This is a genomic window from Acidimicrobiia bacterium (assembly GCA_009694375.1).
GTDB lineage: Bacteria > Actinomycetota > Acidimicrobiia > Acidimicrobiales > VFJN01 > VFJN01.
Genome location: SHVB01000002.1, coordinates 25,488 through 44,815, shown reverse-complemented (window position 1 = coordinate 44,815; position 19,328 = coordinate 25,488). Strand labels below are relative to the sequence as shown.

17 protein-coding genes are annotated in these 19,328 nt (G+C 66.4%); 10 read left to right on the top strand and 7 right to left on the bottom strand.

What is annotated here, in order from left to right; translation table 11 throughout:
• Nucleotides 1-18: 18 nt before the first annotated feature.
• Entirely contained in the window at nt 19-2,082 is a 2,064-nt protein-coding gene (ligA, locus tag EXQ71_01870; GenBank protein MSO86251.1) for an NAD-dependent DNA ligase LigA, read from the top strand.
• A 7-nt stretch (nt 2,083-2,089) separates the two neighbouring features.
• Here the strand turns inward: ligA and EXQ71_01865 are convergent, their stop codons facing one another.
• Nucleotides 2,090-2,605 carry a hypothetical protein gene (locus EXQ71_01865; protein MSO86250.1) on the bottom strand — a complete coding sequence of 172 codons (516 nt, stop codon included), beginning with the start codon at nt 2,603-2,605 and terminating at the stop codon, nt 2,090-2,092.
• A 79-nt stretch (nt 2,606-2,684) separates the two neighbouring features.
• Here EXQ71_01865 and EXQ71_01860 point away from each other — a divergent pair, with 79 nt between their 5' ends.
• Together EXQ71_01860 and EXQ71_01855 are read left to right on the top strand one after the other, a co-directional pair.
• Nucleotides 2,685-4,607, top strand: a complete 1,923-nt coding sequence (locus EXQ71_01860; GenBank protein MSO86249.1) for a serine/threonine-protein kinase — start codon at nt 2,685-2,687, stop codon at nt 4,605-4,607.
• Nucleotides 4,608-4,706: 99 nt separating this feature from the next.
• A complete protein-coding gene (locus tag EXQ71_01855; GenBank protein ID MSO86248.1) occupies nt 4,707-6,302 on the top strand; it encodes an MFS transporter in 1,596 nt (531 codons plus the stop codon).
• Nucleotides 6,303-6,310: 8 nt separating this feature from the next.
• On the opposite strand, the gene EXQ71_01850 is transcribed toward EXQ71_01855, so the two are convergent.
• Both EXQ71_01850 and EXQ71_01845 read right to left on the bottom strand, forming a co-directional pair.
• Nucleotides 6,311-6,721: a hypothetical protein gene (locus EXQ71_01850; protein MSO86247.1), complete on the bottom strand. Its 411-nt coding sequence runs from the start codon at nt 6,719-6,721 to the stop codon at nt 6,311-6,313.
• A 109-nt stretch (nt 6,722-6,830) separates the two neighbouring features.
• A complete protein-coding gene (locus EXQ71_01845; protein ID MSO86246.1) occupies nt 6,831-7,640 on the bottom strand; it encodes a TetR/AcrR family transcriptional regulator in 810 nt (269 codons plus the stop codon).
• Between EXQ71_01845 and EXQ71_01840 the strand changes: the two genes are divergently transcribed.
• From EXQ71_01840 to EXQ71_01830, 3 genes are read left to right on the top strand one after another with little or no spacing between them, the layout of a single operon-like run.
• Entirely contained in the window at nt 7,546-7,851 is a 306-nt protein-coding gene (locus EXQ71_01840) for a 4Fe-4S ferredoxin (GenBank protein MSO86245.1), read from the top strand. The two genes, EXQ71_01845 and EXQ71_01840, sit on opposite strands and share 95 nt — an antisense overlap.
• A 23-nt stretch (nt 7,852-7,874) precedes the next feature.
• Nucleotides 7,875-8,657 (top strand): alpha/beta fold hydrolase, encoded by a 783-nt coding sequence (locus tag EXQ71_01835; protein MSO86244.1) that lies wholly within the window; start codon nt 7,875-7,877, stop codon nt 8,655-8,657.
• 60 nt (nt 8,658-8,717) lie between these two features.
• Complete coding sequence (locus EXQ71_01830; protein MSO86243.1) at nt 8,718-9,110, top strand: hypothetical protein; 393 nt, start codon at nt 8,718-8,720, stop codon at nt 9,108-9,110.
• Nucleotides 9,111-9,135: 25 nt separating this feature from the next.
• Here EXQ71_01830 and EXQ71_01825 read toward each other — a convergent pair whose 3' ends face one another.
• The 4 genes from EXQ71_01825 to EXQ71_01810 form a co-directional block, all read right to left on the bottom strand.
• A complete protein-coding gene (locus EXQ71_01825) occupies nt 9,136-10,920 on the bottom strand; it encodes an ABC transporter ATP-binding protein (GenBank protein MSO86242.1) in 1,785 nt (594 codons plus the stop codon).
• Nucleotides 10,921-10,997: 77 nt separating this feature from the next.
• The gene (locus EXQ71_01820) at nt 10,998-12,731 is read right to left on the bottom strand and encodes an ABC transporter ATP-binding protein (GenBank protein MSO86241.1); all 1,734 of its coding nucleotides are present in this window, start codon (nt 12,729-12,731) and stop codon (nt 10,998-11,000) included.
• Nucleotides 12,725-13,309: a TetR/AcrR family transcriptional regulator gene (locus tag EXQ71_01815; GenBank protein MSO86240.1), complete on the bottom strand. Its 585-nt coding sequence runs from the start codon at nt 13,307-13,309 to the stop codon at nt 12,725-12,727. The genes EXQ71_01820 and EXQ71_01815 overlap by 7 nt, the downstream gene beginning before the upstream one ends.
• A 92-nt stretch (nt 13,310-13,401) precedes the next feature.
• Nucleotides 13,402-14,424, bottom strand: coding sequence for an SDR family oxidoreductase (locus EXQ71_01810; protein MSO86239.1), 1,023 nt, complete (start codon nt 14,422-14,424; stop codon nt 13,402-13,404).
• Here EXQ71_01810 and gatC point away from each other — a divergent pair.
• From gatC to ilvD, 4 genes are read left to right on the top strand one after another with little or no spacing between them, the layout of a single operon-like run.
• The gene (gene gatC, locus EXQ71_01805) at nt 14,392-14,691 is read left to right on the top strand and encodes an Asp-tRNA(Asn)/Glu-tRNA(Gln) amidotransferase subunit GatC (GenBank protein MSO86238.1); all 300 of its coding nucleotides are present in this window, start codon (nt 14,392-14,394) and stop codon (nt 14,689-14,691) included. The two genes, EXQ71_01810 and gatC, sit on opposite strands and share 33 nt — an antisense overlap.
• The gene (gatA, locus tag EXQ71_01800) at nt 14,688-16,106 is read left to right on the top strand and encodes an Asp-tRNA(Asn)/Glu-tRNA(Gln) amidotransferase subunit GatA (GenBank protein MSO86237.1); all 1,419 of its coding nucleotides are present in this window, start codon (nt 14,688-14,690) and stop codon (nt 16,104-16,106) included. Before gatC ends, gatA begins: the two co-directional genes overlap by 4 nt.
• Nucleotides 16,103-17,566, top strand: a complete 1,464-nt coding sequence (gatB, locus tag EXQ71_01795; protein ID MSO86236.1) for an Asp-tRNA(Asn)/Glu-tRNA(Gln) amidotransferase subunit GatB — start codon at nt 16,103-16,105, stop codon at nt 17,564-17,566. Before gatA ends, gatB begins: the two co-directional genes overlap by 4 nt.
• Before the next feature lie 54 nt (nt 17,567-17,620).
• On the top strand, nt 17,621-19,321 hold the full coding sequence (gene ilvD, locus EXQ71_01790; GenBank protein MSO86235.1) for a dihydroxy-acid dehydratase: 1,701 nt from the start codon (nt 17,621-17,623) through the stop codon (nt 19,319-19,321).
• The last annotated feature ends 7 nt before the right edge of the window (nt 19,322-19,328 follow it).

Sequence of the window (19,328 nt, the reverse complement as noted above, 5' to 3'; positions counted from 1 at the left end):
CATCGCTACGCTCCCCTTATGGCTGACCCGACCACCCTCGACTCGGCCCGACAGCGGTACGACGAGGTGTGCCGCACCGTGCGCGAGGCGCGCTATCGGTACTACGTGTTGTCGGACCTGGCGATGCCTGATGCCACCTTCGACGAATTGCTGCGCGAACTGGAATCCATCGAAGCCAGCCATCCGGTGCTGGCCCGCGCCGACTCCCCGCTGCGGCAGGTGGGCTCGCCCCTCGATGAGGCCTTTCCGCCCGTCGATCATCTCGAACCGATGTTGTCGCTGGACAACGCGTTCAGCGAAGACGAACTCCGCGCCTGGGCGGACCGGGTGGCGCGGGGCCTGCCGGAGGGCAGCGTGATCGAGTGGGCCTGCGAACTCAAGATCGATGGCATCGCCATCAACTGCGTCTATCGCCGGGGCGTGTTGGAAGTGGGGGCCACCCGTGGCAACGGGGTGCGGGGCGAAACGGTGACCCAGCAACTGCTCACCATCGAGGATCTGCCCTATCGCCTGACCGACGATCAGCCCCCCGAGGTGGTGGAGATACGCGGCGAGGTGTACTACCCGGTGGAGAAGTTCAACCGCATGAACGAGGAACGCATCGAACGTGGCGAACCCGCCTTCATGAACCCGCGCAACGCCGCCTCGGGCGCGCTGCGCCAGAAGGATCCCGAGGTGGTGCGGGAGCGGCCATTGGCGATGTGGGTGCACGGACTCGGCCATCTGGAGGGGCGGAGGTTCAGCACCTACTCGGAGTATCTCCAGTGGGTGAGGAGCGCCGGGCTGCCGGTCCCGGAAGCCTCCACGCGGGTGGCCACCATCGATGAGGTGTGGGCGCTCATCGACGACTTCACGGCCCGCCGTCATCTCTTTGGTTTCGAGGTGGACGGGGTGGTGATCAAGGTGGACGGGATGGACCAGCGCGAGGTGCTGGGTTCCACCGCCCGAGCCCCCCGCTGGGCCATCGCCTACAAGATGCCGCCGATCGAGGCGGAGACACAGTTGCTGGGCATCGAGGTGAACGTGGGGCGCACCGGAAAAGTGACCCCGTTTGCGGTGCTCGAACCGGTGGCGGTGGCCGGGGTCACCATTACCAAAGCCACCCTCCACAACGAGATTCAGGTGCAGGCCAAGGATGTGCGCGTGGGCGACACGGTCATCGTGCGACGGGCGGGTGATGTGATTCCTGAGGTGGTGGGGAGTATCAAGGAACGCCGCCCGGCCGGGACGGCGGAGTGGCAGATGCCCACCGCGTGCCCCGCGTGTGGCCAGCCGCTCCTGCGTCCAAAGGGCGAAGCTCACCATTTCTGCGAGAACCAGGAGTGTCCCCGCCGTATCGAAGCATCGCTGGTGCATCTTGCCTCCCGTGGTGCTCTCGACATCGAGGGCCTGGGCGACAAGACGGTGGCGGAGTTTCGCCAGCAGGGGTGGTTGGAGGATCTCGCGGACGTGTTCCGTCTGCCCGACCGTCGGGAGGATCTTCTGGGTCTGCCCCGGTGGAAGGCCACGCGGGTCGACAACCTCATCGAGGGCATCCAGGCCGGATTGCAGCGTCCCGTGGAACGACTACTGGTGGCGCTCAACATCAACCACGTGGGCCCGACGGTGGCCAAAGATCTGGTGCGTCACCTGCGCACCCTCGATGGGATCCAAGCGGCTTCATCCGAGGAGATGGCGGCGCTGACGGGTATCGGACCGGTCATCGCCGCCGCTGTGCGGGCGTGGTTCGATTCGCCCCGCCACGTGGCGCTGGTGCGCGACCTCGTGGCGTTGGGGGTGCGCACCGACACCGACCTCGCCGAACCGGCCGCGGTGGCGGTGTTGCCGTTGGCGGGGATGACGCTGGTGGCGACCGGCACCTTGGTCGCGTTCACTCGCGACCAGGTGAAGGAACAGCTCGAGGCCCTGGGGGCGAAAGTGAGTGGCACCGTGTCGGCCACCACCGCTGCGCTGATCGCCGGGGCCGACGGGGGTTCCAAGCAGGACAAAGCTGAGGCCAAGGGAGTGCCGGTGCTCGATGAAGCGGCGTTCGTGCGCCTACTGGCCGGCGAGACCCTGGCGGCCATTCTGGCCGGGGAATGACCCCCGCTCAGCTCGCCTCGAAGCACCACTGGAAGGTCTGATCGCGAAGGCCGCGGCCCTCCGAAGACTTCCAGACGGTGGCTACCACGCAGTTCTCCCCGGCGAGCAGTTCGTTGATCACCGAACCTTCACTGGGCTTGAAGAACACCTGGTTCTGCTGGGGAACGAGCCGGAGTTCCTCGGTGGGGATGTCCACCCCGTTCACCGTGAGGGCTCCCTCGTAGCCGGGGGCTAGGTCGACCCCCACCTCGAACTGCTGCACCACTTCGTCGCCTGTCCCAGGAATGAGTGCCTCCACCACATCGGGGCGCCCCGATACCGTGACCGGCTCTTGCTCTCCGGTCTGGGTGGCCTGCACCCCCGCCACGATGGCGGCCGCGGCGGCGAGCACCGCCACCGCGATGATGACCCGGTAGACGGCGGTGGGCAGGGGCGCTCGACGGCCCGCCAGGGGGTCGGCCAGGGGCTCGGCGGCGGCGTCGGCGGCGGGCTCGGGGGTATCAGGGGGGTCGTCGGCAGGCATCGGGATCAGTCTGGCCCTCCAAACGCCGGAAGGGTGCACCGGGACCGAATGGGCAGGGAGTATCCTCGTGTTTGTGGTCATGTCCCGTATGACGGACCAAATCGGTCGAGTTCTCAGCGGGCGCTATCGGCTCATCGCTCCCATCGGTACCGGCTCGTCAGCCCAGGTGTTTTTGGCTGACGACGTTCGGCTCCGGCGTCGGGTGGCGGTGAAGATTCTGCACGCAGCGCTCGCCGAGGACGACGCTTTCCTCCGGCGCTTCCGGGCGGAGGCGCAGGCCGCCGCGGCCCTGAATCATCCCAACATCGTGGCCGTCTACGACTGGGGCGACGACGACGGCGCGCCCTACATCGTGACGGAGTATCTCGGTGGGGGCAGCCTGCGCACCATGTTGGACTCGGGGTTTCGGCTCACCCCTTCGCAGGCACTGATGGTGGGCCTTGAGGCCACCCGGGCGCTCGATTACGCCCATCGTCGCGGCTTCGTGCACCGCGATATCAAACCGGCCAACCTGCTCTTCGGCGACGATGCTCGCCTGCGGGTAGCGGACTTCGGTCTAGCGCGTGCCATTGCCGAGGCGGCGTGGACCGAGCCGCAGGGAGCGGTGCTGGGCACCGCCCGCTACGCCTCACCGGAACAGGCCCAGGGGCAGTCGGTGGATGGGCGAGCCGATGTGTATTCCCTTGGTCTGGTGCTGATCGAATGTGTCACCGGGCGGGTTCCCTTCTCCGCCGACACCACCATTGCCACGCTCATGGCCCGCGTTGGCGTGGCGGTGGAGGTGTCCGATGCGCTCGGTGCGTTGCAGAAGCCGCTGGAGCGAGCGGGCCTTCCCGACCCCGCCGATCGCCCCGACGCGGGCGAGTTGGCCATTGCCCTCATGGCCAGTGCCGAGGACCTCCCCCGGCCAGCACCGCTGGTATTGGCGTCCCTGCATCCGGTGGTGGACCTCACCCAGGACGGCACCAATGCTGATCCCACCTTGCTCGGTCTGTCGTCGGTTGCGACCCCGGGGCAGGAGGGGGCCGGTGACGCCGATGCCGGCGGTCCGCTGCCCGGCGAGCCGCCGGACTATCTCGATGATGCCCTCGACGCCAGTCCGCCGGAGCGCCCGAAGCGCCGGTGGCCGAAAGTAGTTCTCGCTACGTTGCTGGTGGTGCTGCTGGCGGGAGCGGGCGTGTGGGGCTACGGCCAGGCCCGCACCCCAAGCTATCCCGTACCCATGTTGGTGGGCCTCACGGAGGCGGCGGCGCGTGCGGAGGTGGAGCCGTTCGGTTTCACGATCGACATACGCCCGATCCGGGTAGATGGCAGCCAACCGGGCGAGGTTCTTCGCACCGATCCGGCAGCGGGCAAGGATCTTCGTGAGGGCTCCACGTTGGCGTTGTACGTCTCGCTGGGCAACACCCCGGCCCCTGTTCCCACCGACCTCGTGGGGATGTCGATCGCCGATGCCACCCAGCGTCTCACCGATGCCGGTGGTTTTACCCCCGCCGTCACGGAGGTGAACGACGAGAAAGTGGCGGCCGGGGTTGTGATGGCCCTGGGTGCGGATGTGCCTGCCGAACTTCCCAAGGGTTCCGAGGTGCCGCTCACCGTGTCGAAGGGTCCGGTGCCGCGTGTCATCCCGGCCGGACTGACCGGTGGTACCTACGAGGCCGCCGCCGTTGCTCTCCAGTCGGTCCAACTGTTGGCGAAACAGGTGGATGAGTTCAGCGACAACGTGGCGGTGGGTGTCGTGATTGCCCTTCGCCCGGGTGAGGGTGCCTCGGCGCCGCGCGACAGCACCGTGGAGGTGGCGGTCTCCAAGGGCCCTGATTTGGTGGTTGTCCCCTCGGTTGATGGCCTCACGCTTGATCAGGCCATCGCCAAGATTGAGGCGGCCGGGTTGGTGGTGGGCGATGTAGCCGGCCCCGCTCGCGGTACGCCCTTCACCACCAACCCCGAGCCCAATGAGAAGGTCAAGCGCAAAGCCACGGTGGATATTTATTTACGCCGGTAGGTCCCCCGTCGGCGAGGTGTTCCCGGTGTAGGGTCGAAACGCTGGCCTACCTCGCTCGCTGGGGCGGTGCGCTGGACGTGGCGCTCCCCAGCCGCTGCGATGAGGCCGCCGCTCCAGCCAGCGGGGTCGGTTATTGTTCGACGGTTGAATAGCCTGATGGCCGTGCCGTCGCTCGATGCCAGCCAACTCCACCAAGCATCGTTTGGCGTGTCCGGGGCGCACGGCGCCGCCGTCACCTCGAGCTCGCAACGGTGGCGCCACCACCTGCAGGGCAGGATCGCCACGAGCCCGCGTTACCCGTGGATTGCGCTGGCGGTGGTGCTCTTCGGCCTGTTCTCGGTGGGGTTCACCATCACGATCCTGTCGGTGTCGATCCCCAGCATCGCGGCCGAGTTCGATAGCAATGTGAGCACGATCACTTGGGTAGTAATCGGCCCGCTGTTGGCCTTTGCGGTGGCGGGCCCCGCCATGGGAAAACTCGGTGATCTCTACGGTCATCGCCGGGCCTATTGCTGGTCGATGGCCTCTGTGGGCATGTTTGCCGCCCTCACGGCCGTGTCGTGGAATGCCGGATCGCTGATCGGCTTTCGTACGATGGGAGCCGCCACCGGGGCGGCCGTGGGGCCGGCGTCCATCGCCATGATCAACCGCATGTTTCCCCGGGAGCGGCGCGTGCAGGCCATGGGGTACTGGTCCATGGTGGGAGCCGGTGGTCCGGTGATCGGTGTGGTGGCGGGTGGGCCGATCGTGGAAGCGTTTGGCTGGCGATGGATCTTCATTGCCCAGGTTCCGCTGACCTTCATTGGGCTCGCACTGGCGTTTGTCCTGCTCCCCGAGACCGAACGTCGGGAGCGGGTGGCCTTCGACTGGCGGGGAGCCCTCGTGCTGACCGCGGGGGCTACGTCATTACTCTTCGCCATCAACCGGGGTCCGCTATGGGGATGGTCGGATCCCTTCATTCTCGCCGGCCTGGGGTTGGCGCCGGTGGCGGTGGCGGCGTTCATCTTTTTGGAAGCGCGGGTGCCCTCTCCGCTGCTGCCGTTGGCCTACCTCCGTCGCCACAACTTCACCTTCGCCATCATCACGCAGTTCTTCACCAACTTCGCCTACATGGGCGGCTTCGTGATCACCCCGATCTTCCTCTACACGGTGTTCGGCTATCCCGAAACAAAAGTTGGCGGTCTGATGATCGCCCGTCCCCTCGCCTTTGCGATTACGGGGCCGCTGGCGGGCTACCTGGCGCTGCGGGTGGGGGAGCGCACCGCCGCCGTGGCGGGGTCGATGTGCGTGGTGGCCTCGATGGTGGCCCTGTCGTCGGTGGCCCCGGGCACGTCAGACCTCGTGATCATCGCGGCGCTGGCGTTGTCGGGTATTGGCCTCGGGTGTTCGGCGCCGGCGCTGGCGGCGAGCATGGTGAATTCGGTAGAGGACCACGACATCGGAGTGGCGGGCGCGTTTCAGCAGATGATGACGCAACTCGGGGTGGTAATCGGTATTCAGGTGATGCTCACCGTCTCGGTGGTGCGGACGGCCGCGGTAGGTGAGGTGCCGGCCTACGGCGAGGCCTACCTGGTGGGCGGGGCCATGGCGGCGGTGGGGGTGGTGACGGCCTGTTTCGTTCGATCCAGCAACCGAAGCGTTCCCGAGTCTCCCGTCAGCTTGCCCACGGCCTCGGTTGAAACGATGTTGGTCTGAGGACCGAATCAGTCGGAGGTGATGGCCTGAATCTTGGCGGCCACTTTCAGGGCAACGGGATCTGGGGTGACTTGCTGCATCGCCATCAACCTGGTCATGTCGCCCTGGACCTTGATCTTCCCGGCCATGAACGCCTGCATACCCACCTGGGGGTTGCCCTCCACGAGGATCGCTTTGGCGGTGGCGTAGTCGAGGGTCACGGTGAGGTCGGGCTGGTCTAAATGCCCCAGATCCATGTCGGTCTTACCGTCGGAGGTATCGAGGTGGGCGTCGATGGTGCCCGAGCCGAAGGGAACCTCGGTGATGACCTGGTTCATACGCACGGCGTGGGCGGGGGCGGCGAGGGTGTCGGCGTATTCGGCCCGGATCTGGTGGGCGGCCGCCAGCCATTCGCTGGAGAGAAAGGGGTACTGGGCCATGGTGAGGTTTCCTGGAGGTCGCAGTTTGGTGGGTGTGGCGGACGGTAGCACCGCCCGGCTCGGCGGGTCGGCGCCCCTCCCCGTCGCGGCCGCCTGAGCCCAGCGTGTTTCAGACCCGGGCGGGGATGGCGGTTACCTGCCGCAGGGCATCGCGTACCGACGCATCGCCGGAGGCGACGGAGTGCACCACATAGCGAGCCACGAACGCCGCCAACTCGGGGAGTGAGAGGTCGAGGCGGCCGGTGCGGTGGACCCGGGAGTAGTGGCCCACCGACCCCACCACGCCCAGTGCGAGCAGCATGGGGTTCTCCTCCCGAATGGTGCCATTGCGTTGGCCGGCTTTGATGAGTTGCACCATGTCTTTGATGTGTTGCTGGGTGCCCTGGCGCATGACGTCAACGAAGTTGCGGCCTTCCTCCTCGAGGAGTGAGAAGTAGGGCGCGTGCTCGGCCATGAAGATCACCGAACTTTCGGTACCCCGGTAGAGGTTCACCAGTGGGGTGGCATCGGGATCGAGGGCGGCGCCTTGTTGGCGGCGGAGATTGAGACGAATGCTGCCGGCCAACTCTTTGAAGAGGGCTTCTTTGTTCTCGAAGTACCAATAGAACAGGCCCTTGGCTACGCCGGCGGCCCGCACGATGTCGATGACCCGAGTTTCGGCGTAGCCGCGCTCGGCGAAGAGTTCGGCGGCGCAATCGAGCAACTGCTGTTTGCGCTCCATGCCTTGTGCGGTGAGCCTTCGGTCGGGTTCCATAGGCCCAGAGCGTGCCCCAATCTTGACCCGACGGTCAATCGCCGCCCAGTCCGGTGCTACCGTCGCAGGCATGGCGGCGAGCACTCGGCCCGAGCGGATCGCTGACCGCACGAGAAACCCCAAATGGAAGAACCCGCCTCTGCTGATCGACATGTCGATCTGCATCAACTGCGACACCTGTATTCGGCATTGTCCGCCCCAGTTCGGCGCCATTTTCAACCACGGACTCGATGTGATCATCATTCCCGAACTCTGCTCGGGCTGCGATAAGTGCCTCGATCCTTGTCCGGTGGACTGCATTTACCCGGATCCGGACTGGACGCCCGCCGTCGATAGTTGGTGGCAAGAGCAGAGCAGCGACGACCCGTACCGCTGAGAACGGGGCGCTACCATGCCGGGATGCCTCGCACTCCCGCCGACGATGTTCACCCGATCCTGCCTGGTTGTGAAGCGTGGTCGTCGCCCGGCGGTGGCCGCCATGGCGCGCTGGTGCTCCACGGCTTCACCGGTAACCCGCTCTCCATGCGGCCCTTGGCCGAAGCCCTCGCCGACGCTGGTTTCAACGTGGAGATGCCCCGCCTGCCCGGCCATGGCACGAGCATCGAAGACATGGTGCACACCGCATGGGACGACTGGCGCGCCGAGGCTGAGCGTTCGCTCGATGCCCTGGCGGCTCGCTCCCCGGAGGGCCGTTGCATCGTGGTGGGCCTTTCGATGGGGGGTGCCCTCACCGCCGCGGTGGCCGAAGGTCATCCCGAACTGGCGGGCATCGTGTTGATCAACGCACCGGTGGCGGTTCCGGCGGAGATGGTGACGGCGGTGGCGGCGATGCTGGATGGCGGCATGGAAACCATGGAGTCCATCGGCGGCGACATTGCCGATCCCGCTTCCGAGGAGTTGTCCTACGACGCCACCCCCCTACGAGCCCTGCTTACCATGATGGAAGCGGGAAAGCAGGTGCGGGAACACCTGGGGGAGATCACGATGCCGACCCTGGTGATCACCAGTCGGCAGGACCATGTGGTGAACCCCGAGGACAGCAACATCCTGGCCGCGGAAATCCAGGGCCCGGTGGAGCACCTCTGGCTCGAGAAGAGCTATCACGTCGCCACGCTGGACTACGACCGAGCCGAGGTTGAGTCGGCCACGGTGGCCTTTGCTCGGAAGGTCACCGCGGGCTGAGGGGCCCGGCCCCGGCGGGGTTGGTGGGGCCCCCGACCACGCCTATTAGCGTGACGGCCCATGGACATCGTGTCGGCCCTGTTTAGCGAGGATCTGCAGTTGCGGGAGGCACCCGGTCCCTCTACGCGTATCGATTTGAACGGCATCATGTTTTCCATGGCCGCACCGGAGCCCGCGCCAGTCACCGTCACTCCCCATCTCATCGTGCTGGTGCGCTGCCGCGCCGAGGAGGTGGGTGAGGGAGTACTGGTGGTGGAGTTTCGCGACGAGGCCGGGGAGCAGGTGGCCCGCAACGCCTCACCTTTCACGGTGGAGCCGGGGAAGTTCACCTATCGGTTGGTGCGGGCCGAACTCACCTACGCCACCACCCCTTCCACCATCGAAGCGCATTGTCGCGTGGGGCCGGGCCCGGTGACGGTGGTGCCCCTCACCTTGTTGCCACCGGTGAGCTGATCTCTCCACTTCCGCTGCGGGTGTTTCAGGAGACTTCGGCCGCGGCGGCGGTGAACTGCGAGTTGTAGAGGTGGAAGTAGGGCCCATCGTGGCTGAGTAGGTCGTCGTGATGGCCCTGCTCCACAATGCGGCCGTCCTCCATCACCAGGATCACATCGGCGCCCCGGATCGTGGAGAGCCGGTGGGCGATCACAAAGCTCGTGCGGTCTACCCGCAGAGCGTTCATGGCCTCTTGGATGAGCACCTCGGTGCGCGTGTCGACAGAACTGGTGGCTTCGTCGAGGATGAGGATGGCCGGTTGGGACAGGAAGGCTCGGGCGATGGTGATCAACTGTTTTTGTCCCGCCGAGATGTTGTCGCCCTCCTCGTTGATGACGGTGTCGTAGCCGTCGGGCAGGGTGGCCACAAAATGGTCGACGTAGGTGGATCGCGCCGCCGCGAGAATCTGCTCCTCCGACGCACCGGGTTGGCCGTAGGCGATGTTCTCGCGAATGGTCCCTCCGAAGAGCCACGTGTCCTGGAGCACCATGCCGATGTCGCGGCGCAGCGTCCGTCTCGGGATGCGGGCGATGTCGCGTCCATCGAGGGTGATGCGACCTCCGTCGAGGTCGTAGAATCGCATGATGAGGTTCACCAGGGTGGTCTTCCCGGCCCCGGTAGGGCCCACGATGGCGATGGTCTGCCCTGGTTCGGCCACGAGGGAGAGATGTTCGATGAGGGGGCGGTCGGGATCGTAGGAGAAGGACACGTCTTCGAAGGCGACCCGGCCGGCGATGGGGGCCAGGGGGGCGCTATCGATCGGATCGGGCGACTCTTCCTCACTGTCGAGCAGTTCGAGCACCCGCTCGAGGGAGGCGATCCCCGACTGGAAAACGTTGAGCATCGAAGCCAACTGGGTGAGGGGCATTGAGAAGGTGCGCGAGTACTGAATAAAGGCCTGGACATTGCCGATCGAGACACTGCCGGTCGCCACCCGCATCCCGCCGACCACCGCCACGAGTACGTATTGGATGTTGCCGAGGAACATCGTGAGCGGCTGCATCAGGCTGGACATGAACTGGGCGCCGAAAGCGGCCTCGAAGAGCGTGTCGTTGGTGGTCGCGAAGCGGCTTTCCACCTCCGGCTGGCGACCAAAGGCTTGCACGATGGCGTGGCCGGTGAAGGCCTCCTCGATCTGACCGTTAAGGGTGCCCGTAGCGCCCCACTGGGCGAGGTATTTCGGGCGGGCCCGAGAGGCCACCTTCTTCATGCCAAAGACCGAAATGGGAACGGTGGTGAGGGCGACTAGGGCCAGTGGTGGGGAGATCAGGATCATCATGGCGGCCACGCCGATCAGCAGAAGTACCGACGTCAGCATTTGGCTCAAGGTCTGCTGCAGGCTCTGGGCCAGATTGTCGAGGTCGTTGGTCACTCGGCTGAGGAGGTCACCGCGGGCCTGGCGGTCGATGTAGCGAAGCGGCAGCGCGTGCACCTTGGCTTCAGCCTGCAGGCGCAGTCGGTGCATGAGTCGCTGCACCACACCGGCGATCATCCATGCCGTGGCCAGGGAAAGCAGTGCCGAACCGGCGTAGAGAGCGATTGCGTGGCGGAGCACGCGATGGAGCTCGTTGATGTCGATGCCGGCGGGACTGCGCATTCCTCGCACGATCACGTCGGTGCCGTGGCCGAGCACGCGCGGTCCGATCACGTTGAGGGTGGCGCTTACGATGGCGGTGATCGCCACCAGCACCAGCACGGGCCGTTCCGGGCCCAGCAGCTGGACCAGGCGGCGGATCGCCACGGTGAACTCGCTGGACTTCTCGGTGGGCATGCCGGCGGAGTTCCAGCGGCTCGCCGCTCGGGTGTCGGGGGCGGTGAGGTCGATCTTCGGGTCGTCGGTGTCGGTGCTCATGCGGCGGACCGTTCCCCGATCTGGGACTGCACGATCTCGGCGTAGGTGGGGCAATCAGCCAGGAGTTCGGCGTGCGTCCCCCGACCCACGAGCCGGCCATCCTCGAGCACGAGGATGGCATCCGCGGTGGCGATGGTGGATACCCGCTGCGCCACGATCACTACCGCCGCATCGGCGGTGTAGGGCACCAGGGCGGCGCGAAGGTTGGCATCGGTGGTGAGGTCTAGTGCCGAGAACGAGTCGTCGAACAAGTAGATCGATGGTCGTCGCACCAGCGCACGAGCAATGGACAGCCGCTGGCGTTGTCCGCCCGACACGTTGGCACCGCCTTGGTCGATGCGGGCCTCCAGAGCGCCCGGCATGGCTCGCACGAAGTCGGCGGCCTGGGCCACCTCGAGGGCCTCCCACATTTCCTCCTCGGTGGCATCGGGCTTGCTGAAACGAAGGTTGCTGGCCACCGTGCCGGAGAACAAATACGGGGTTTGGGGTACGAGGCCGATGCAGTTCGAGAGGCGCTCTGGTTCCAGATCACGTACGTCCACGCCGTCGACCAGCACCGTGCCCGAGGTGACATCGAACAGACGGGGCACCAGGCCCACCAGGGTGGTTTTCCCGGCCCCGGTGCTGCCCACGATGGCGGTGGTGTGGCCCGGGGTGGTGATGAAACTCAGGTCGCTGAGCACGGGTTTCTCGGCGCCGGGGTAGTGAAACCCAACCTCGCGCATCTCGAGGGTGCCGAGACGAGGGACGTTGCGCACCGGGGAGAGCGGGGGAGCCACGGAGGGGTCGGTGTGGAGGACTTCGGTGATTCGATTGCTCGAGACCGAGGCGCGGGGCACCATCGAGATCGTGAAGGTGGCCATCACCACCGACATCAGAATCTGCACGAGATAGCTCAGGTAGGCGATGAGCGACCCCACCTCAATTCGGCCGCTGCTCACCTCGTAGGCCCCGATCCACAGCACGGCCACGCTGGAGACGTTGATGAGCAGGTTGATGATGGGGAACATGGCCGACATCAGGCGTCCACCGCGCAGCGCGGTGGAGGTGAGATCGGCGCTCGCCTCGGCGAAGCGGGCTTGCTCTTGGGGTTCCCGCACGAAGGACCGCACCACCCGTATGCCGGTGATCTGCTCGCGCATCACGCGATTAATGTGGTCGATTTGGTCCTGCATCTTGCGGAAGGCCGGCACCATCTGGCTCACAATGACACCGAGCACGATGGCGGCGACGGGCATGGCGAACAGCATCACGACCGACAGCGCGATGTCTTGACGCAGGGCCATGTACAGGCCCACCACGATGGTGATGGGGGCCGCCACGGCCATGGTGCAGGCCATGACCACGAGCATCTGTACCTGTTGGACGTCGTTGGTGATGCGGGTGATGAGCGAGGGCGCTCCGAAGGTGCCTACCTCTTGCGCGGAGAAGTTGTTGACCTGGTGAAAGAGGTTGGTGCGCAGGTCTCGGCCGAAATTCATGGCCACCTTGGCTCCGAAGCGCACTGCCAAAACGGCGAAGATCACCTGAATGATGGAGAACATGAGCATGAGGGCACCGCGGGAGCGGATGTAGGCGTTGTTGCCCGTGAGCACGCCCTGGTCCACGATCTCGGCGTTGAGCCCGGGGAGCATGAGTGCCGCCGCCGACTGCACCGTCTGCAACACGACGACGAGAAGGAGGATCGAACGGTAGGGCCGAAGGTGCGAGCGCAGGAGGTGGATCAGCACGGGGACCGCCATGCGATGCCGTAGAGAAACATGGTGGCGATCTCCGCCGGCGAGATGGGTTGCTCGACCAGCATCGGATGGCTGGTGGCGAGCGTGACGGCCCGTAGGCGCCGCGCCGCTTCCACCGGGGGGACGGTGATGGTGTGGTGGTGGGCCTGGAACAGGGCCGCCAAGGCAGGACTGTCGGTCATGGGACGGTGAACCCGATCGTGGAACTGCGGGCCTACGCTGGCCATGAGGCGCCAGATTTCGATGGCCCGTCGTTGCAGCAGTTCGATGGCGGCGGTGAGGATGACCTCCAGGGGAGCGGAGGGGTCGACCGCTTCGAGGGCCCGTTCGAGGGGGGTTGGATCCACGGTTTCGTCGATGACGGCCTCGATCAACTCGTCCTTGTCGGTGAACACCCGAAAGATCGTTCCCTCGGCGATGCCGGCGGCTTCGGCGATCTGCCGGGTGGTGACCATGGCGTCGTTTTCCAGGAGGAGGGCCCGAGTGGCTCCGATGACGGCGGCGCGCCGCTCACGGGGCGCCATGGCCGGGGCCCGGGGGTGCCGCTTGGATTCGGTGGCCTCGGTCATTCGGTTGACGGTATCTGAGTGAGCACTCACTCACACAACTCGCCCGGGCTGCGCCGGGTCAGGGGGCCCGCATGCCCCGCCCGGGGCGGGGATCAGTTCGGGGTGGGGCGGGGGCCGGCGGTCATCTCCACCACGCCGAGGGCCGTTTCGATCCAGGTTTCGAAGGTGCGAGTCTGATCCCAGAGGTCGAGGTACAAGGCGGCATCCTCGCCCACTGGCTGCTGGAGCGGAGTGGCCGGATCGGTGCTGGCCGCCACGATGGCGTCGGCCACGATCTCCGCATCGGCGCCGCTGTTGACGCTGCTGTCCATGAAGTCGTTCCACCAACGCGCATCGGCTTCGTAGGCCGACCCGGCGATGCCGTCGTCGGTGGCATCGCTGTTGGCGGTGATCTGGGTGGCGAAAAAGCCGGGCGCCACGCACACGACCCGCACCCCGTAGGGCCCCACTTCGGTGAGGAGTGCCTCGCTGAGGGCGCCGAGCGCGTGCTTCGAAGCGGCGTACATCCCGGTGTAGAGCGCACCGGGAATAAGGCCGCTGAGCGACGTGACGTTGATGATCACTCCGGCCCGGCGTTCCCGCATGGAGGGAAGCACGCCGCGAATCATGCGCACAGCCCCCCAGAAGTTGGTGTCCATGAGGGATTGCGCAGCCGCCATGGGCATCGTCTCCACGGGGCCGCCAAACCCCACCCCGGCGTTGTTCACGAGCACGTCGATCGCACCGTGGCGTTGGGTGATCGCGGCAATGGCCTGGGCTACCGACTCGTCATCAGTCACGTCGAGGACTTCCACCTCCACCGTCACACCAATCTCGGCGGCTCGTGTCCGAAGGACATCGGCTTTGCCGAGGTTGCGCATCGTGGCGCAGACCGTGTCGCCCCGTCGGGCGAAGGCGAGGGCTGCCTCGAGGCCGAACCCACTGCTACATCCCGTGATGACGACGACAGCCACGACGACTACTCCATGTTCGACGGGCGCGTGGGCGCGCCACTGGGACCCACATCGTAGCGAGCGGCCCGCCGGGGTGGGTTTGCTCCCGGGCATTCCTGAGGTGGGGGATCCCGCCCCTACGATGGGGCCATGGCATCGCTGTCGCGTGAGGAAGTAGTCCATGTCGCCAAGTTGGCTCGGTTGGAGTTGAGCGATGAGCAGATCGACACCTTCACCCCCCAACTGGCGGCGATTTTGGCCAATGCGGCCGATGTCGAGGCCCTCGACCTCGATGACGTGGCCCCCACGTCGCACCCCTACCCGCTCACGAACGTGTGGCGTCCCGACGTGGTGCGCCACGCTGGGGTGCGCGATGCGGTGCTGGCGGCGGCCCCGGCCGCGCAGGATGGCATGTTCCGCGTGCCGTCGGTGCTGGGGGATGCACCGTGAGCGCCCTGGAGATCGCGGCGGCGGTGCGAGCCGGTGAGCGCACCGCTCGCGCCGTGATGGAAGAGCACCTGTCGCTCATCGGGGCGCGCGAGGCCGAGTTGCATGCCTTCAACCTGGTGACCTCCGAGCAGGCACTGGCCGCCGCTGATGCGGTGGACGCCCGGGTGGCCGCCGGTGATGACCCCGGACCCCTGGCGGGGGTGCCGATTGCCCTGAAGGACAACCTCTGCACCACCGGCATACCCACCACGTGTTCATCCAAGATCCTCGCCGGGTGGAAGCCCCCCTATGACGCGACCGTGGTGGAGCGACTGACCGCTGCCGGGGCGATCTCAGTGGGAAAAACGAACCTCGATGAGTTCGCCATGGGGTCCTCGACGGAAAACTCCGCCTTCGGGCCGTCCAAGAATCCCCACGACATCACCAAGGTTCCCGGGGGCTCCTCGGGCGGAAGCGCGGTGGCGGTGGCAGCGGGGTTTGCCCCCTTGGCCCTCGGTTCGGATACCGGCGGTTCGATCCGTCAACCCGCCGCCCTGTGCGGGGTGGTGGGGGTCAAACCCACCTACGGGCGGGTGTCTCGCTATGGCCTCGTGGCCTTCGCTTCGAGTCTCGACCAGATTGGACCGTTCGCCACCACGGTGGCCGATGCGGCCGCTCTCTACGAGGTAATCGCCGGTTACGACCCACGCGACAGCACGTCGATTCCCGAGGCGTTGCCCCCGGTGCTGCCTCGCCTCAGCGCCGGCGTGGCCGGGCTGCGGGTGGGGTTGGTGACCGAATTGTGCCAGGCCGAGGGCATCGCCCCCGATGTGTCGGCCCGGGTGGCGGCGGCGGCCGAGGCGCTGAGCGAGGCGGGGGCCAAGGTGGAGGAGGTGTCGGTACCGGCGGTGATCTACGGCCTGTCCGCCTATTACCTCATTGCGCCCGCCGAGGCCTCGAGCAATCTGGCCCGCTACGACGGGGTGCGCTACGGCCTGCGGGTGGATGCACCCACCACGGCAGAGATGTATGACCGAACCCGCACAGAGGGCTTCGGGCCGGAGGTTCTGCGGCGCATCATGCTCGGCACCTATGCCCTGTCGGCGGGCTACTACGACGCCTATTACGGCAAGGCCCAGAAGGTTCGCACCCTCATCATCCGCGATTTCCAAGCCGCTTATGAGCGCTTTGACGTACTCATCTCGCCCACGGCACCCACCACTGCGTTCGCGCTGGGCGCCAAGGCCGATCCGCTGGCGATGTACCTAAATGACATCTGCACGATTCCATCCAACCTGGCCGGCCACCCCGCCATGTCGGTGCCCTTCGGCGTCGGGGCCGATGGGCTCCCGGTGGGGGTGCAGATCATGGCCAACGCGCTCGATGAAGTGACCATGTTCCAAGTGGCCGCCACCCTTGAAGGAGCCATGGCATGACCCCCTCCACCCCCTCCCCGAATGCCTCGGTCCTCCCCGAGGGCTGGGGGATGGTGATCGGACTCGAGGTGCACTGCGAGTTGGCCACCGCCACCAAGTTGTTCTGTTGTTGCCCCAACCACTTTGGCGATCAGCCCAACGCCAACACCTGCCCCACCTGCCTGGGCTTGCCGGGTTCGTTGCCGGTGCTCAACGAGAAGGCCGTGGAGCTGGCGATGCGGCTCGGCCGCGCCCTCAACTGCGACGTCAAACGCTCCGTGTTTTCTCGCAAGAACTACTTCTACCCCGACCAGCCCAAGGACTATCAGGTCACCCAGTACGATCTCCCCACCAACCTGGGGGGCCACCTGGATCTTCCGTCGGGCGCCCGAATCGGTATCACCCGCGCCCACATCGAAGAAGACACCGGCAAACTCAACCACGTGGGGGGCGGGGGCCGTATCCACGATGCCGAGCACAGCCTGGTGGATTACAACCGCTCGGGCGTACCGCTCGTGGAGATCGTGTCGGAAGCCGATATGCGCAGCAGCGAGCAGGCCAAGGAGTACGCCAACGAGCTGCGGGCCATCCTGCTGGCTACCGGCGTATCCGACGCCAAGATGGAAGAAGGCTCGATGCGCGTCGATGCCAACGTGTCGGTGCACCACCTGGGCGAGCCCTGGGGCACCCGTTGTGAAATCAAGAATCTCAACTCGGTACGTTCGCTCGGGCGGGCCATCGATCATGAGGCTCTTCGTCAGATCGACTTGCTCAACAACGGGGAGACGGTGCGCCAGGAGACCCGCCATTGGGACGAAGCCTCCGGTCGCACCGGCACCCTGCGGGTGAAGGAAGACGCCGATGACTACCGCTACTTCCCCGAGCCGGATTTGGTGCCCTTGGAGCCCTCGGCGGCGGATATCGCCCGCATTGATGCCGCTTTACCGGTGCTGCCGGCGGCCCGCCGCACCGCACTGGCCGAGGCCGCCGGGGTGCCCGCCACCGTTGGTGGTGTGGTGATGGCGGTGGAACGCGGTCTCGACCACCTCGCGCTGGCCGCCATTCGCCGCGGTGCCGATGCCAGTCGTGTTCTTACCCACGTGGAGCACAACCTGGCCGTGGACGGCGCCGAGACATTGTCGCCGGAGCGCTTCGGGGATCTCGTGAAGATGGAGACCGGCGGGGAACTCACGGCCACCCAGGCCAAAACCGTGCTGGCCGAGATGGTCGCCACCGGTGGTGCCCCGGCGGAGATTGCCCAGGCGCGCGGTTTCGAAGCCCTCCACAGTTCGGCGCTGGAAGGAATCATCGACGGCCTTATCGCCGCTCATGTTGAGGAATGGGAACAGTTCCGCACCGGCGACGACAAGGCGCGGGGCAAACTCACGGGCTTCTTTATGGGCAAGGTGATGCAAGCCTCCAACGGCCAGGCCGATGGCAAAGCCGCCACTGCGCTCCTCCGCAGCAAAGCCGGGCTCTGAACCGCCGGGTTGGGGACACGGCCCCGCCCCACTCTCCCCGGTAGCCTGTCGGCTATGAACAGCCATGAGAATGACGTGCCGGTGGACATCAAGCCGCGTAGCCGTGAGGTAACCGACGGCCCCAATCGGGCACCGGCCCGGGCCATGCTTCGGGCCATCGGCATGACCGACGACGATTGGGAAAAGCCGCAGGTGGCGGTGGCGTCGTCGTGGAACGAGGTCACCCCCTGCAACCTTCCCCTCGACCGCCTCGCCAAGCGCTCGAAGGTGGGGGTGCGCGATGCCGGCGGCTTCCCCATCGAGTTCACCACCATCGCAGTGTCCGATGGCATCTCCATGGGGCACGAGGGGATGCGGGCCTCGCTAGTGAGCCGGGAGGTCATCGCCGATTCGATCGAAACGGTGATGCACGCCGAGCGTTTCGACGGCATGGTTACCTTCGCCGGTTGCGACAAGAGCCTGCCGGGGATGCTCATGGCGGCGGCGCGCGTCAACCTGCCGGCGGTCTTTCTCTACGGCGGCTCCATCCTCCCGGGATCGCACAAGGGACAGGCCACCGACATCGTGTCGGTATTCGAGGCCGTGGGGGCCTACGCGGCGGGGACCATGGACCTCGCCGAACTCGATGCCATCGAGCGGAGCGCCTGCCCCAGCGAGGGCAGTTGTGCGGGCATGTTCACCGCCAACACCATGGCTTCGGTGGCCGAGGCGATGGGGATGTCCCTGCCCGGTTCGTCGAGCCCGCCAGCCCCCGATCATCGTCGCGACGATTTCGCCTACGCCTCGGGTCAGGCCGTGGTCCGGCTGCTCGAGAAGGGTATCCGACCCCGCCAAATCATGACGATGGGTGCGTTCGAAAATGCCATTGCCGTGGTGATGGCCCTGGGCGGTTCCACCAACGCCGTGCTCCATTTGCTCGCCATCGCTGCTGAGGCGCGGGTGGATCTCACCCTCGACGACTTCAACAAAGTGGCGGCCCGGGTGCCCCACATTGCCGACACCAAACCCCACGGCAAGTACCACATGGCCGACATCGACCGCATCGGGGGTATCCCCGTGGTGATGCAGCACCTCCTCGACGCCGGCTTGCTCCACGGCGACTGCCTCACCGTCACGGGCCGGACGGTGGCGGAGAACCTGGCCGAGATCAACGCCCCTGCCCCCGATGGAGAGGTGATCCACCCGCTGTCGGATCCGCTGCACGCCGTGGGGGGCATTGCCGTCCTGCGCGGCACGCTGGCGCCGCGCGGGGCCGTGGTGAAGGTGGCCGGTATCGACAGTCTTCGTTTCGACGGGCGAGCGCGGGTGTTCGATGGGGAGGACGCGGCCATGGCGGCCGTCTTGGCCGAGAAGATCGAGCCGGGCGACGTGGTGGTTATCCGCTACGAGGGCCCCAAGGGCGGCCCGGGTATGCGGGAGATGCTGGCCATCACCGGGGCCATGAAGGGAGTGGGGCGCGGCGGCGATGCGGCGCTCATCACCGACGGTCGTTTTTCGGGGGGCACGCATGGCTTCTGCATCGGGCACGTGGCACCGGAGGCCGTGGACGGGGGACCGATCGCCTTCATCGAGGAGGGCGACCGCATCGTGATCGACATCGAGAGCCACTCCGTGGACCTGATGGTGGACGACGCCACCCTGGCCGAGCGCAAAGCCCGCTGGAAGCTTCCCGAGCCGCGCTACACCACCGGCGTGCTGGCGAAGTACGCCCGACTGGCCACCGGCGCCGAACGGGGGGCGATCACCGAGGCCTGATCGGGTT